The organism is Roseateles sp. GW821-FHT09H10, assembly GCF_059415865.1.
This window is the reverse complement of sequence record NZ_JBWKOB010000001.1, coordinates 48,479-61,857: the sequence shown is the minus strand read 5'-3', so window position 1 is coordinate 61,857 and position 13,379 is coordinate 48,479. Positions and strand designations below refer to the sequence as shown.

The 13,379-nt window shown below is 68.3% G+C and carries 12 protein-coding genes; 6 read left to right on the top strand and 6 right to left on the bottom strand.

What is annotated here, in order from left to right:
- Nucleotides 1–25: 25 nt before the first annotated feature.
- Nucleotides 26–1,267, bottom strand: a complete 1,242-nt coding sequence (locus AC07OY_RS00285; RefSeq protein WP_495040522.1) for an SMP-30/gluconolactonase/LRE family protein — start codon at nt 1,265–1,267, stop codon at nt 26–28.
- Nucleotides 1,268–1,339: 72 nt separating this feature from the next.
- Between AC07OY_RS00285 and AC07OY_RS00280 the strand changes: the two genes are divergently transcribed.
- The 3 genes from AC07OY_RS00280 (at nt 1,340) to AC07OY_RS00270 (ending at nt 3,514) form a co-directional block, all read left to right on the top strand.
- A complete protein-coding gene (locus AC07OY_RS00280; RefSeq protein WP_495040521.1) occupies nt 1,340–2,341 on the top strand; it encodes a TRAP transporter substrate-binding protein in 1,002 nt (333 codons plus the stop codon).
- 30 nt (nt 2,342–2,371) lie between these two features.
- Nucleotides 2,372–2,989, top strand: a complete 618-nt coding sequence (locus AC07OY_RS00275) for an ANTAR domain-containing response regulator (RefSeq protein ID WP_495040520.1) — start codon at nt 2,372–2,374, stop codon at nt 2,987–2,989.
- Between the two features lie 204 nt (nt 2,990–3,193).
- The gene (locus tag AC07OY_RS00270; protein ID WP_495040519.1) at nt 3,194–3,514 is read left to right on the top strand and encodes a hypothetical protein; all 321 of its coding nucleotides are present in this window, start codon (nt 3,194–3,196) and stop codon (nt 3,512–3,514) included.
- A 44-nt stretch (nt 3,515–3,558) separates the two neighbouring features.
- Here the strand turns inward: AC07OY_RS00270 and AC07OY_RS00265 are convergent, their stop codons facing one another.
- From AC07OY_RS00265 to AC07OY_RS00250, 4 genes are read right to left on the bottom strand one after another with little or no spacing between them, the layout of a single operon-like run.
- Nucleotides 3,559–3,987 carry a hypothetical protein gene (locus AC07OY_RS00265; RefSeq protein ID WP_495040518.1) on the bottom strand — a complete coding sequence of 143 codons (429 nt, stop codon included), beginning with the start codon at nt 3,985–3,987 and terminating at the stop codon, nt 3,559–3,561.
- Nucleotides 3,984–4,475 carry a hypothetical protein gene (locus AC07OY_RS00260; RefSeq protein ID WP_495040517.1) on the bottom strand — a complete coding sequence of 164 codons (492 nt, stop codon included), beginning with the start codon at nt 4,473–4,475 and terminating at the stop codon, nt 3,984–3,986. Before AC07OY_RS00260 ends, AC07OY_RS00265 begins: the two co-directional genes overlap by 4 nt.
- Nucleotides 4,465–4,929, bottom strand: a complete 465-nt coding sequence (locus AC07OY_RS00255) for a SitI3 family protein (RefSeq protein WP_495040516.1) — start codon at nt 4,927–4,929, stop codon at nt 4,465–4,467. The genes AC07OY_RS00260 and AC07OY_RS00255 overlap by 11 nt, the downstream gene beginning before the upstream one ends.
- A gap of 27 nt (nt 4,930–4,956) precedes the next feature.
- Complete coding sequence (locus AC07OY_RS00250) at nt 4,957–8,694, bottom strand: CdiA C-terminal domain-containing protein (RefSeq protein ID WP_495040515.1); 3,738 nt, start codon at nt 8,692–8,694, stop codon at nt 4,957–4,959.
- A gap of 415 nt (nt 8,695–9,109) precedes the next feature.
- Between AC07OY_RS00250 and AC07OY_RS00245 the strand changes: the two genes are divergently transcribed.
- Genes AC07OY_RS00245 through AC07OY_RS00235 form a run of 3 tightly spaced genes read left to right on the top strand, consistent with a single transcriptional unit; the run spans nt 9,110 to nt 12,076 of the window.
- On the top strand, nt 9,110–10,357 hold the full coding sequence (locus AC07OY_RS00245; protein ID WP_495040514.1) for a CmpA/NrtA family ABC transporter substrate-binding protein: 1,248 nt from the start codon (nt 9,110–9,112) through the stop codon (nt 10,355–10,357).
- A gap of 3 nt (nt 10,358–10,360) precedes the next feature.
- On the top strand, nt 10,361–11,272 hold the full coding sequence (gene ntrB, locus AC07OY_RS00240; protein WP_495040513.1) for a nitrate ABC transporter permease: 912 nt from the start codon (nt 10,361–10,363) through the stop codon (nt 11,270–11,272).
- 3 nt (nt 11,273–11,275) lie between these two features.
- A complete protein-coding gene (locus AC07OY_RS00235) occupies nt 11,276–12,076 on the top strand; it encodes an ABC transporter ATP-binding protein (protein WP_495040512.1) in 801 nt (266 codons plus the stop codon).
- Nucleotides 12,077–12,593: 517 nt separating this feature from the next.
- Here AC07OY_RS00235 and AC07OY_RS00230 read toward each other — a convergent pair.
- Nucleotides 12,594–13,337: a YceI family protein gene (locus AC07OY_RS00230; RefSeq protein WP_495040511.1), complete on the bottom strand. Its 744-nt coding sequence runs from the start codon at nt 13,335–13,337 to the stop codon at nt 12,594–12,596.
- Nucleotides 13,338–13,379 lie beyond the last annotated feature (42 nt).

Sequence of the window (13,379 nt, the reverse complement as noted above, 5' to 3'; positions counted from 1 at the left end):
CGCTGTGGACTTCCACAAGCGGCCGTCAGCCCCGCAGCGGCACGGCCACGATGACGGCCGGGCGTGGCGGCGGCGTGCGGCCCTCGTCGACGCGGCCGGCCGGCAGCCAGTGGGCGACATGCGAGTTGGCCAGCACATGCAGGGCCCCGGCGACGACGACGCCGGTCGTCGGCAGCGCGAACTCGGCGTGGTGGTGCGACTGCAGCACCGTGGCCGCGGCGATGCGCGTGCCGCCGTCGGCCAACTCGAGGCGCAGCACCCGGCCCGGGTTGACGGCGTTCTGCACGCCCACCAGGCTGCCGCTGAACCAGTAGAGGCCGTCGATGCCGCCGCTGACCACGTCGTCCGGCTGCGGCAGGCGCGCGATGGCGCCGTCGGGCAGGCTGGCGCGCACGATGCCGGTGTTGACGGCCACATAGGCGGCGCTGCCGTCGGGCGCCAGCGCAATGCCGTTGGCGCCGCGGAAGGCCCCGTCGGCGCCGAAGCGCTGCGACTTGCCGTCGAGGCCGACGCGCCAGAGGCTGCCGGCCAGGGAGTCGGTGACGAGCAGGCTGCCGTCGCGCGCAACGGCGAGGTCGTTGAGCTGCAGCGCCTCGGGCACGGTGGCGCGCAGGATGCGCCGGCGGGTGGCCAGCGACCAGCAGACCACCGCGTTGCGGCGCTGCTGCCGGGCGCTGTCCTCGAAGCCGTTGGTGCTGACGGCGCAGAGCCGGTCGCGGGCCGCGTCGACGGCCAGGCCGAGCACCGCATCCAGGCCGTCGGCCGGCGTCGACAGGGACCGCAGGCGGCCGCGACTGTCCACGGCCAGCACGCGCCGCTCGGCGATGCTGCCCAGGTAGTAGCGCTGGCGCAGCGGGTCGTAGGCGATGCCCTCGGGAATCAGGCGCGCGGCGCCGGCCGGCAAGCGCAGCACCACGGGCGCGTCGGCCGTGCGCGGCGTCTGCGCCAGCAGCTGGTCGCGCAGCTCCTGGAAACCCGGCTCGGCGTCCAGCGCGTCAAAACCCATGTCGGCCATGGGCACCAGCCCGAGACCGCGGCCCAGCAGGCGCCGCAGCGTGATGACGGCGCCTGCGGCGTCGCCCGCGCGTACCTGCGTCATCGCCTCGTAGTAGACCAGCAGGCCGTCGCCGGGGCGCTGCTGCTGCAGGGCGCGGATGCGGGCGAGCTGCGCCTCGAGTTCGGGGGCGCCCTGGGCCGGGGCGGCCCCCGGCGACAGGACGGCCAGGGCCACCAGCAAGGCGGCGGCTGCGGCAGGGAGCTTGGGCATGGCCAAGTCTAGGGCCGGCGCCCTGTGGAACTCCACATGGTGGGCACCGCCCTGGGGCGCGAAGATGCGGCCATGACCACCGCCCGCCGTCTCCTGCTGGCCGCCGCACTGGCCCTGCCGTGGGCCGCCATCGCCCAGGCGCCTCTCGTCATCAAGTTCAGCCATGTCGTCGCGCCCGACACGCCCAAGGGCAAGGCCGCCCAGCGCTTCAAGGAGCTGGCCGAGGCGCGCACGGGCGGGCGGGTGCGCATCGAGGTCTACCCCAACAGCCAGCTCTACAAGGACAAGGAGGAGATGGAGGCCCTGCAGCTGGGCTCGGTGCAGATGCTGGCCCCGTCCCTGGCCAAGTTCGGGCCGCTGGGCGTGAAGGAGTTCGAGGTCTTCGACCTGCCCTTCCTGTTCAAGGACACCGAGGCCTTCCGCGCCATCACGGAGGGGCCGCTCGGCGCCGAGCTGTTCCGCAAGCTCGAGCCCAAGGGCATCCGCGGCCTGGCCTACTGGGACAACGGCTTCCAGATCATGACGGCCAACCGGCCACTGCGCCAGGTGGCGGACTTCAAGGGGCTGAAGATGCGCATCCAGTCCAGCAAGGTGCTGGACGCCCAGATGCGGGCCCTGGGCGCCGTGCCCCAGGTGATGGCCTTCAGCGAGCTCTACCAGGCGTTGCGCAGCGGCCTCGTCGACGGCGCCGAGAACGCGCCCAGCAACCTCTACACGCAGCGCATCCACGAGGTGCAGAAGCACATGACGCTGTCCAACCACGGCCACCTGGCCTATGCGGTCATCGTCAACAAGCGCTTCTGGGACGGCCTGCCCGGCGACCTCCGCGGCCAGCTGGAGGCGGCCCTGAAGGAGGCGACGGCCTATGCCAACGCCATCGCCAGCGCCGAGAACGACGCGGCCCTGCAGGGCATCAAGGCCAGCAGCCGCACCAGCCTGCACACGCCCACACCGGCCGAGATCAATGAGTGGAAGAAGGCCCTGATGCCGGTGCACAAGGAGATGGAGGCACGCGTCGGCAAGGCCACCATCGAGGCGGCCTACCGCGCGGCCGGATTCACCGCCCCCAAATAGCGCGGCACGGGACTTGCACTGCCCTGGGGCATGAACACGCCCCTGTTTGCTCTTCCGGGCCTGCGCGTGCTGCTGGCCGACGCCGGCCAGCGCCGCAGCCCCGTCATCCGCCTGGAACTCATCCGGCTGCGCTGCCAGCTCGTCGACGTCATCGACCTCGTCGCCCAGCCCGACGCCCTGCCCGCCGCCCTGCAGCGCCTGGCGCCCGAACTGCTGCTGATCGACTGCGAGCAGCCCACGCCCGCCCTGCTGGCCCAGCTGGGCCAATCCCTGCAGCAGCAGCCCCGCCCGGTGCTGCTGTTCGCCGAGCAGATGACGGCCGAGCAGATGCGCGCCGCGCTGGACGCCGGCATCAGCACCCTGCAGCTGGCCGGCCTGCCGCCGCAGCGCCTGGGCGCCCTGCTGCAGCTGGCCCTGGCCCGCTTCGAGCACGACCAGAGCCTGCAGCGCGACCTGCGCCAGACCCAGACCCAGCTGGCCGAGCGCAAGCTCGTCGAGCGCGCCCGCGGCATCCTGATGCGCGAGCAGGGGCTGGACGAGGACGCCGCCTTCCAGCGCCTGCGCCAGCTCGCCATGGACGGCGGCCAGACCCTGGCGGCCGTCGCGACGCGCCTGATTGATGCAGATCAGCTGCTGAGGGCGCGCTGAGGCCCAAACCAGGCCTCGAACTGGGGCATGGCGCACCAACAAGTGCGATGCCGCCACCCTCAGCGCTCGAACCAGCCCCCTTCGTTGAACAGCGTGATCTGGCCGTTGTGGCTCAGTCCGGATACAGCTTCAATTTGCCGGCCCCCTCCAGCATGGCTCGGACCTCGCGGCCGCGTTGACGAAGTGCAGCCCTGCAAAGCCTGGATGCAGCGCTATCAAATCGGTGATGTAGGCGCGGCAGCGCTCGGCGAACTGGTCAAACGTAACCGGCACACCTCGCAAGCAGCGCGCCAACAGGACAGGGCTTCGATCTTTGGCGTCCATCACGGTCCTTTCTTGGGAGCCCACACGACGCGGATCGTTGTCTCTGAGAGTTTTTGCGATTTCAGTGGCAGCCTTCTCGGTAGAGACCTGCCATTCGATATCGGCTTGGACGCCAGCGTTGCGCACGGCTCTCGGTTGGCGCTGGCCCGCTTTGAGCGCGACCAGAGCCTGCAGCGCGACCTGCGCCAGACCCAGCTGTGACATTGCAGCTCCCCCGACGCCAAGCGGCATCGCGCCCGATAACCCTATCGAGTCATGTTTCCAAAGATCATCGAGAAGTAGCGGCCGGTTCGTCGGTCCGTCGCCGCCGTGACGGTGGTGAGGGGGCAGCAAGGCATGTCTCCAAGCTTGCCGCCTTTGAGAATCGGCAGCCCATGGAAGACATACGCAGGCTCATCGACTCGGATGGTCCAGTTGCTTCCAGTGCCATTGCGGAGCACCTCACCGAAATAGCGGGCAGCCCCGTCGAGGAACGCCGCTTCCTGGGCTGGCTTTGTGTCGGCCGGAGTCTTGAATCTGGAAAGCACCAGCGCTTCAAGGGCATCGAGAGACGCAGCGCTCAGGTCAAGGCCTGGGCGCACCGCCTCCGGCGCCGACCGCACAAAGCGGTTGATTGCATCGTCCATGTCCATCAGCCAGAGCTGAAAGCCATCCCTGCGAGATTCGTCGCTCATCCGGATGCAGCACTGGGCTGCGCGACCAGGCGCGCATAGGCGCTCTTGAGAAAATCACCGGTCCTCCTGCTGAGCAGAGCAGTGATGTTTGTCAGCGGACAGATGGGAACTGCCTCGATCCGCCCACCATTCAGGACAGGAATTCCGTAGAAGACGGAGTCCTTGTCGTCGAGTTGCAGCTCCCACTTGCTGTTCGTGCCCTTGCGAAGAATTTCGCCGTAGTACCGAGCGGCACCGTCAAGAAAAGCCTTCTCGGAGGACTGCCTTGCCTCGCTCAAGGAAGGGTATTTCTCCAGCAGCATCTGCTCCAGGTGCACCAGCGACGCGGCCGAACCATCGAGCTTCCTCTTGCACTGCTCGGGCAATGAGTCGAGGAAGGCTTCCAGCGCTTCGTCCATATAAGCCAACCAGTACTGGAACTGGTCGTGCTTGTCCGTCTCGCCAGCAGTTGCGGCGCGTCCACCGAATCCACCACCGTCAGCGCTCAAACCTGTCCTTGAAGTCATGCGGGAAGTCGAACTTCGGGCGCCATTGAGGCTGCACCTCGGGGTCGAACAGCCCTCCTTCGTTGAACAGCGTGACTTGGCCGTTGACGCGGCGCAAGAACGCGAAGTCGCCTTCCGCGACCACCACGTCTCCCTGGGTCGCCTTGACCAGTGCCACGACGCTGTCGAACACCCCGCCGTGCGACACCTCGTAGGGCACGAACTTGTCCGGCTGGAACCCGATCGAGACGAGAGGGGTGACGCCGTACAACTCATCGCACAACTCCTGACGCTTGCCACGAGGGAAGGTGATGGCGATCCCCGCCCCCTCGATGCGTCCAAACATGCGGACAGGCTCCACCTTCTTGCTCTGCCATTTCACGGAGCCATCCAGGATCTTGTAGATCTCTTCAGCTGAAATCGCTTCCTTCAAGCTGACATCAATACTCATCGACATTGCAGACTCCAGTTTTCAGATGGCCATTCACGGATAGATGTTTCTGACAACGCCATCCACGATCACCTTGACTTCCAACAGCCCCTCCGCCGGAGCCGCTCGCAGGCGCGCCGCTAGATCTCGGGCATCGGCTTCGGGATTCTGGAAGTTTTCCGTGCTGATGACAAAACGCCGTGCCTGTCCCTTGGCAACCGAGTCCTCGATGGCGCTTTGAGCCGCTGCCGCTGATCTGCTGGCCTTCACATCAAAAACCTTGCCTTCGATGCGCGCATCCGGATTCTTGTCGTCGGAAAGCCCTTGGGCATCGCGCTCCTCCTGCGTCAGCGTCGGATTTCGTTCCGTCCGGTAACCCGCGTTGGCCATGGCCGCTAGTGCCCGGTTCTCCGCCTCGATATCTCGCTTGTTGTCTGAACCCGCATTCGGCAGGTTTGCCGTCAAGGGACCAGTCGCTTCCCCACCCATCTGCCCGGTCGGTTCGGTCCTCGACGGCACATAGACTCGATCACCGTCCTTGGTGAAGATGAAGTCCGACCAATGCGGCGCATGGCCGGGGAGGCCGGGGACCTGGAAGGGCGGCAAAGGGTCCGTACTGCCATAGCCCGGCAGCGGCAACTGGGTGTCGTTGGGATCCAGCGGCGGCTGAGGCAATTGCCCCTCATTCGGGTTGCGCGGCGCCGGCACATAGATCAGCGGCTTGCCCAGTTCCGCGATCTGCTCCGGCGTCAGGGCATCGCGGCGCAGCAGTGACTCCAGCCTGTCCTGCATGGCCCTGGCCTGCACCTCGGTGAAGGCGGCGCTGGTGACCCTGAACCATTGCTCCCGGCCTTGGGAATCGGAGGCACGCAGTTCCAGATTGCCCTCCAGCACGTCACTGCCGGGGCGCACCAGGCGGACGTTGGGCGAGATATCGCTGATCTGCGTTCCGCCCCCGGTTTCAATCGGCGACAGGATCAGCCCGTAGACGCCGCCGCGCACGCTGGCGCTCAGCCAGGCCGGCGGGTTGAATTCGCCCGTGGCGCTGACCGGCCACTCCTGAGGCATGCCCAGGGCGGGCTGGGCCAGCACGCTGGCCAGCATGAGCTCGGAGCCGCTCATGCTGGCGGGCAACACGACGCTGCCCGCGGCGCCCACCATCAGGGTCTGACCGGGCCCGGCCACGACCTGCCAGCCGGCAGGCAGTTGTGCGGTCGAGGCCGAGGACGCATAGAAGTAATGCCCCTCGGCATTGCGCACGATGGCTGCGTTCGCGTCGAGGCTGACGCTCAGGTCGCCAGGCCCGTCGGCGACGAGACTGGCGCCGAAGCCACGGCCGTCCTTGGGTGTGTATTGGAACTGCCTGGGCGTGCCGTTGCTGGGCGGCGGACTGTCTTCGATGCCGGGCGGGCCTGCGGGCTGCTCGACGTCTTCAGGGTCGTCAACCACCGGAGCAGGCGCGGGCACCGCCGGCAGCGGCGTCACCTCGACAGGCCCCGGCGCCGGCACCGGGAAGGTCTGCACGCCATCGCCATCGCCATCACCCGTGGCCGGCGCAGGCGCGGAGCGCGGCGGCGCCTGCAGGTTGTTCTGCATCAGCGAACCCAGCCAGTCTTGAGCGAAGGCCTGTGCCGGATCGCCCGGCGAGCCGGCCGCGCGGATGGCGCTGCCCAGCACGGTGTTGAAGGAGCGGGCAGCGAAGGCCTCTGCCGCTGTCATCGTGCCGGCCTTCACGGCCTCGTCGATGCTGGTCTTGATGTTGTTCCCGGTCAGCTCGGCCAGGCCGCTGGCGAAGCCGGCGATGGCGCCATCCTTGAACTTGCCGCCCAGCAGGACCTGGATGCCCCCCTGCACCGTCATGCGTGCGGCGACACCGGCGGCGGCGCCCATGCCGGCGTTCTGCAGCGCGCCGGTCAGCTCCGGCGTCAGGCCGGCCGTCAACGCGCCGGTGACGGCACCGATGAGCACGCCCTTGAGGCTCAGGTTGCCGTTGATGGCGCCGCTGGTGAAAGATGCCGCAGCACCGGCCGCCGCGGCCGAGCCGATGTAGCCAAAGTTCGCCGCACTGGCCGCCCCCGCGGTCATCCAGCTGACGAAGGCCACCATCACGATGGGCATGGCCTTGTCGAAGAAATTGCGGTGCTGGTAGATGTTGGCGCTCGGCGTGGCCCAACCCAGCTCGGGGTCGAAGCTGACCGCCGCGTCGTTGTTGAGCCTGCGCGGGTTGTTGAGGTCCAGCGCCACCAGTTCGAGTTCCTGGACGCCGCCGTCGCCGAGGCCGACGCGGGGGTTGTCCAGGCTGGGCCGGCTGACCCAGGTCGGCTGCCCGGCGTTCTGGGTGGTGTCCGGGCGCAGCACGATCTGGCTGTGGGCCCCGCCATAGAAGCGCGCGAAGGCCTGCTGGGCCAGACCATCCTGGGCCAGCCAGGCATTGGTGAACAGGGCTTCGTCGAAGACGCGCTGCGTGGCCAGCACCGGCACGCCGTTGGCGTCGCGCTGGATCTCGCCGTCGCCGACGGTGGCGTAGACGCCGGTGGGCGAGCCCGTCTCGGGGTCGGTGCCGAACTGCATCGGCACGGCTATCCAGCCAATGCCACCGCTGTCCTTGGCGGCCTGCATGGCGGCGGCATGGGTCTGGCGCACCGCCGTCAGGGCCTGGCTGAACTGGGTCAGTTGGGCATAGCGCTCGGTACCGTGCAGCCGCTGCTGCTCCAGCGCGAGGGCGTTGTTCGGCGCCGCCACGCTGCCGCCGAGCTGGGTGCGCAGCTGGGTGACCAAGGGGTCGGCCAGATAGAGGTCGAGCTGGCCCAGGCTGGCGGCGTCCCCCATGGCCACGCCGGGCTTGGGTGGCGGACCGGCGTTGAGGGCATGGTCCTGCGTCGCCAGTGTCCACAGCTCGGGGTGGGCGCCGAGCAGGGTCTGCGCGGGCTGACCATAGAGATTGGCCAGCCTGACCAGCGGCGCGGAAGCCTCAGGCCGCGCCGCCAGGCGCTCGCGATGGATCTGCTCGTAGGCGCCGTCGTCGAAGCTCAGCCACTGGCCCTGCGGCGCGGGCGTGCCCCCTTCGCGCAGCATCCAGGCCGGCACAAACTCGGGCGCCGCGGCCGCGGCTGCGGCGTCGGGCACGAAGACGGCGCCATTGACGGGATTGCCGTCGCCATCGGTCGGCGCCGGCACCCAGCCGGTGCCGGCAGCCTGGGCGACATCGGCCGGCGGCGCCGCGCGCGCAGCCTCACGCGATGCCTCGAAATCGGCCCGGACGGCCTTCAACGCGGCTTCGCGCTGGTTCAGCCAGGCGGCGCTGACCGCCGGCCCCTGGGGCAGGGCCACGGTGGCCGCGTCGGCCAGGATGGGTGCAGGTGCAGGTTCGGGCGCGGGCGCGGGCGCGGCCGCCACCGGCGGTGCCGCCGGCGTGGGCACCGGGGCCGCCGCTGGCTGAACCGGCGCGGGTGCCGCCACCTCGACGGTCGCTGCGGGCGCCGCCTGCTGAGGCAACGTGCCACCCTCGCCGCCGCCGGACTCGAAGCGCTGTTGCGGCTCGCGTTCCCGCGGCGCGAGGCGATCCCCGTCGTCCAGGCGCGGCAGCAGGCGCCGAGGTCCCGGCTCGGGCAGCCGCACAAAGACTGGCGGCTGCTGAGCCATCTCGCGCAGCAGCTGGCTGGGCGCCTGCTCGGCGGCCACCGGCTCCGGCGGCGGTGCCTCGCCGGGCGCGCCCTGGGAGGGCGCGTCAGCGTCGCCGTGCAGCGGTTCGAGGGCTTCGAACGCCGCAACGCTGTAGTTGTCCAGCCTCATTGGGCACTCCCTGTATTGGTATTCAGACCGGACGCATTGAAACGGCCGCCACCGGCGGCGGCAATTGCGGGCGCTCCTAGAAATGCACCGCGCCCACGGCAGGGGCATCACGCACCAACACGCGTTGCACCTCCACGCACCGCCGCGGCGCAAACGGCCCGCGACAACGCTTGCCATGCGCCAAGCGCGTGCAAAGCTGCCCTCGCGGGCCCGTTGGAAAGCTGGCACGCAACCTGCGTTAACCGGATCGAGGCCTGCAATGGCGCAGGCCTCTCGGGCCGGCCGGCTGATGAATCGGCCGGCACTTCGGGACAACGGCGTCCGACCTCTCCTATTGCGTCTTCGCTGCTGAAGTGCGGCGCAGGCGGAGCGTGGCTGCGACGCCGTTGCGCCCTGCATGACTCAGGAGCCCGTGATGACCGCCAGCGACAACTCGACGACCACGCCCCACCCGCAACGCCGCAGTGTGCTTGCTGCGGCGGCCGCCCTTCCCTTCGCGGCCCTGGCGGGCGGGGCGTGGGCCCAGGGCTCGGACAAGCCCGAGAAGGAGGAGGTGCGCATCGGCTTCATTCCGCTGACCGACTGCGCCTCGGTGGTCATGGCCTCCGTGCTGGGCTTCGACAAGAAGTACGGCATCAAGATCATCCCGACCAAGGAAGCCTCCTGGGCCGGCGTGCGCGACAAGCTCGTCAACGGCGAGCTCGACATGGCCCATGTGCTCTACGGCCTGCTCTACGGCGTGCACCTCGGCGTGTCCGGCCCCAAGAAGGACATGGCCCTCTTGATGACGCTGAACCGCAACGGCCAGGCCATCACCCTGTCCAAGAAACTGGCCGAGGCCGGCGCGGTGGATGGCGCATCGCTGGCCAAGGTCATGGCCAAGGACAAGCGCGAGTACACCTTCGCCCAGACCTTCCCGACCGGCACCCACGCGATGTGGCTGTACTACTGGCTGGCGGCGCACGGCGTGCATCCGATGAAGGACAGCAAGGTCATCACCGTGCCGCCGCCGCAGATGGTGGCCAATATGCGCGTCGGCAACATGGACGGCTATTGCGTCGGCGAGCCCTGGGGCCACCGCGCCATCATCGACGGCATCGGCATCACCGCCACCACCACCCAGGACATCTGGCCCGAGCATCCCGAGAAGGTGCTGGGCACGACCGGCGACTTCGTCAAGAAGTACCCCAACACCGCGCGCGCCGTCATCATGGCCGTGCTCGAGGCGAGCCGCTGGATCGACGCCGGCCTGATGAACAAGAACAAGATGGCCGAGACGATTGCCGACAAGGCCTACGTCAACACCAGCGTGGACGCCATCAACCAGCGCATCCTGGGCCGCTACCAGAACGGCCTGGGCAAGACCTGGGACGACCCGCGCCACATGAAGTTCTTCGACGACGGTGCGGCCACCTATCCCTATCTGTCCGACGGCATGTGGTTCCTGACCCAGCACAAGCGCTGGGGCCTGCTGAAGGACCACCCCGACTACCTCGGCGTGGCCAAGGCCATCAACCAGACCAAGCTCTACACCGAGGCCGCCAGCGCGCTGAAGATCAGCGTGCCCAAGGACCCGATGCGCAGCTCCAAGTTCCTCGACGGCGTGGTGTGGGACGGCAAGGACCCCGCCAAGTACGCCGACAGCTTCAAGGTAAAGGTCTAAGCCATGGTCTCCGCCGTCTTCCACTCCCCCGGCGAGGCCAGTGTTGCCGCCTCGCCCGCCGCCGCCCCCGTCGCCGTCAGCCGCCCCGCGGCCGCCACCGAGGTGCCCCAAGCCAAGATGAAACCCAAGCGTGATCCCATCGACTGGCGCGCCGTCGCGCTGCGCGTGCTGCCGCCCGTCATCAGCATCGCGCTGCTGATCGGCCTGTGGGGCCTGGCCACGATGAAGGGCGGCAGCTTCCCGACGCCGGCCGCCACCTTCGACGCCGCCGTCAAGCTGTTCGCCGACCCCTTCTACCGCAACGGCCCCAACGACCAGGGCATCGGCTGGAACATCCTGAACTCCCTGGGCCGCGTCGGCATGGGCTTCGGCCTGGCCGCCGTCGTCGGCATTCCGCTGGGCTTCCTCATCGGCCGCTTCGAGTTCGCCAACCGCATGGTGTCGCCGCTGATCGCGCTGCTGAAGCCGGTGTCGCCGCTGGCCTGGCTGCCCATCGGCCTGCTGGTCTTCAAGAGCGCCAACCCGGCCGCCATCTGGACCATCTTCATCTGCTCGATCTGGCCCATGGTGGTGAACACGGCGGTGGGCGTGCAGCGCGTGCCGACCGACTACCTCAACGTGGCCCGCGTGCTCAAGCTGAGCGAGTGGAAGGTCATCACCCGCATCCTGCTGCCCGCGGTGCTGCCCTATGTGCTGACCGGCGTGCGCCTGTCGGTGGGCACGGCCTGGCTGGTCATTGTCGCGGCCGAGATGCTGACCGGCGGCGTCGGCATCGGCTTCTGGGTCTGGGACGAGTGGAACAACCTCAACGTCGCCCACATCCTGATCGCCATCTTCGTCATCGGCACCGTCGGGCTGCTGCTCGAATGGGCGCTGATCTCCCTTGCCAAGCGCTTCACCTTCGAAGGGGACTGAACCATGACCAAGCCTTTCATCCAGGTCCAGAACGTCGAGATGTCGTTCAGCACCCGCAAGGGCCGCTTCCATGCGCTGCGCGACATCCAGCTCGACGTGCAGCGCGGCGAATTCATCACGCTGATCGGCCACTCCGGCTGCGGCAAGTCCACACTGCTCAATCTCATCGCCGGGCTGCTGCAGCCCACCGAGGGAGCGCTGATCTGCGATGGCCGCGAGATCGCCGCCCCCGGCCCCGAGCGCGCCGTCGTGTTCCAGAACCATTCGCTGCTGCCCTGGCTGTCCTGCCTGGACAACGTGCTGCTGGCCGTCGAGTCGGTGTTCGGCGGCAAGGAGGCCTCGGCCAAGCTCAAGGTGCGGGCCCGCGCCGCGCTGGAGCTGGTCGGCATGAGCCATGCGCTGCACAAGCGCCCGCACGAGATCTCCGGCGGCATGAAGCAGCGCGTCGGCATCGCCCGGGCTCTCGCCATGGAGCCCAAGGTGCTGCTGATGGACGAGCCTTTCGGCGCCCTGGACGCGCTGACGCGCGCCAAGCTGCAGGACGAGCTGCTGAAGATCGTCGCCCGCACGCAGAGCACCGTCATCATGGTCACGCATGACGTGGACGAGGCCGTGCTGCTGAGCGATCGCATCGTGATGATGACGAATGGGCCGGCCGCCACCATCGGTGAGATCCTGCAGGTGGGCATCCCGCGTCCGCGCGTGCGCGTCGAGCTGGCCGAGGACCCGCGCTATGTGCATGCGCGCAAGGAGGTCATCGACTTCCTGTACACGAGGCATGCTCACGTCGAGCAGGCGGCTTGAGGCGCTGGTTCGCCTTTGCGTAGAAGGCGCCTCATCGTGGCATTGCCGGGAGTCCGTCCCGGCGGCCGGGTAACTTTCTTCTGCGGGGCCAGAAGAAAGTCACCAAAGAAGAGGCCCTGAACCGCACTCGAGCATCACGCCGCCATCAACGGCGCGCGAAAACATTCACCGTCATGTCGGGTCGATGCGAGCCGCTGCGCTCTCGCGTCTGACTTGTCACCGGCGACGCTCATCGCCGCATCGCACCTGTTAACGCGCGGCTGCACGCCGTGCTCACGAGCAAACAGCCCAAGTCAGCGTCGCCCGGGCGACGCGGCTGTTCGGTACTCCTTGATGAGCCCGGCGTGCAGCCGGCGTTAAGCGGCTTGAAGAGGCGATGGATGGTGCTCGGCACAGGTAGGCGAGAGCGCAGCGGCTCGCATCGGGGTGCGGCCCGCTTCGAGCAAAGCGAGCGCCTGATTCCGCTCGAGTGCGGATTGCATTGGCGCTCCTCTTTTGGTGACTTTTCTCTGGCGCGTCAGAGAAAGCCGCAGGCTTCGCTAAAAGCTACCCGCCCTGCCGGGGCGGACTCCCGGCTCACTGCAGCGAGCTCCTGAAGGTCTTGGCAAAAGCACCCAACACCTAAGGCTTTTTTTGAAACGCCCAGCGCGTCGATCACATTGCCCGCATCCCCATCCTCCCCCTGCACCCCCTCGATCTGGATCTGGATGGCCAGGTCGTCGCTGACCAGGTCGAGGTAGGCATCCAGGCCGAAGTCCGAGCGCTTGACGGTGGTGGTGGCCGAGAAGCCGACCGACATCTTCTTGCTGATCTGGTTGGGCGCGAGCTTGTTGAAGCGCAGCTGCAGCACCACCGGCCGGGTCACGCCGGCCAGGGTCAGCTCGCCATGCAGCCGGCCCTGGGCGCCCTCCCCGCGCTCCAGGCGCGTGCTGCGGAAGTCGATGCTGCTGGCGCCCTTGAAGAGCTTGGCCCAGGCCGAGTCGCCGCGCACCTGGTTGTTCCACGTCGCGTCGCCCAGGTCGATGGAGGCCACCGGCAGGGACACGGCGACCGAGGAGCGCGACCAGTCCTCGGCGTCGAAGACGAAGCTGCCCGGCTTCATGCGCACGCTGCCGACCAGGCTGATGAAGCCCTGGTGCTCCAGGCTGAAACTCACGCGCGACAGCTTGCTGACGATGGCATAGCTGGCCGGCGCGGCGGCCGCGGGGGTGGCAGCGAACGCCAACAGGGCGGCCAGCAGCGGGTGGCGAAGAGAGGTCATCGGGGATCCTTGCTCGGGTTGAAAACAGGTGGCCCGTTGTAG

Coding starts and splice junctions, on each gene's coding strand:
- AC07OY_RS00285 (WP_495040522.1), bottom strand. CDS start 1,267: ATGCCCAAGCTCCCTGCCGCAGCCGCCGCCTTGCTGGTGGCCCTGGCC.
- AC07OY_RS00280 (WP_495040521.1), top strand. CDS start 1,340: ATGACCACCGCCCGCCGTCTCCTGCTGGCCGCCGCACTGGCCCTGCCG.
- AC07OY_RS00275 (WP_495040520.1), top strand. CDS start 2,372: ATGAACACGCCCCTGTTTGCTCTTCCGGGCCTGCGCGTGCTGCTGGCC.
- AC07OY_RS00270 (WP_495040519.1), top strand. CDS start 3,194: ATGCAGCGCTATCAAATCGGTGATGTAGGCGCGGCAGCGCTCGGCGAA.
- AC07OY_RS00265 (WP_495040518.1), bottom strand. CDS start 3,987: ATGAGCGACGAATCTCGCAGGGATGGCTTTCAGCTCTGGCTGATGGAC.
- AC07OY_RS00255 (WP_495040516.1), bottom strand. CDS start 4,929: ATGTCGATGAGTATTGATGTCAGCTTGAAGGAAGCGATTTCAGCTGAA.
- AC07OY_RS00250 (WP_495040515.1), bottom strand. CDS start 8,694: ATGAGGCTGGACAACTACAGCGTTGCGGCGTTCGAAGCCCTCGAACCG.
- AC07OY_RS00245 (WP_495040514.1), top strand. CDS start 9,110: ATGACCGCCAGCGACAACTCGACGACCACGCCCCACCCGCAACGCCGC.
- ntrB (WP_495040513.1), top strand. CDS start 10,361: ATGGTCTCCGCCGTCTTCCACTCCCCCGGCGAGGCCAGTGTTGCCGCC.
- AC07OY_RS00235 (WP_495040512.1), top strand. CDS start 11,276: ATGACCAAGCCTTTCATCCAGGTCCAGAACGTCGAGATGTCGTTCAGC.
- AC07OY_RS00230 (WP_495040511.1), bottom strand. CDS start 13,337: ATGACCTCTCTTCGCCACCCGCTGCTGGCCGCCCTGTTGGCGTTCGCT.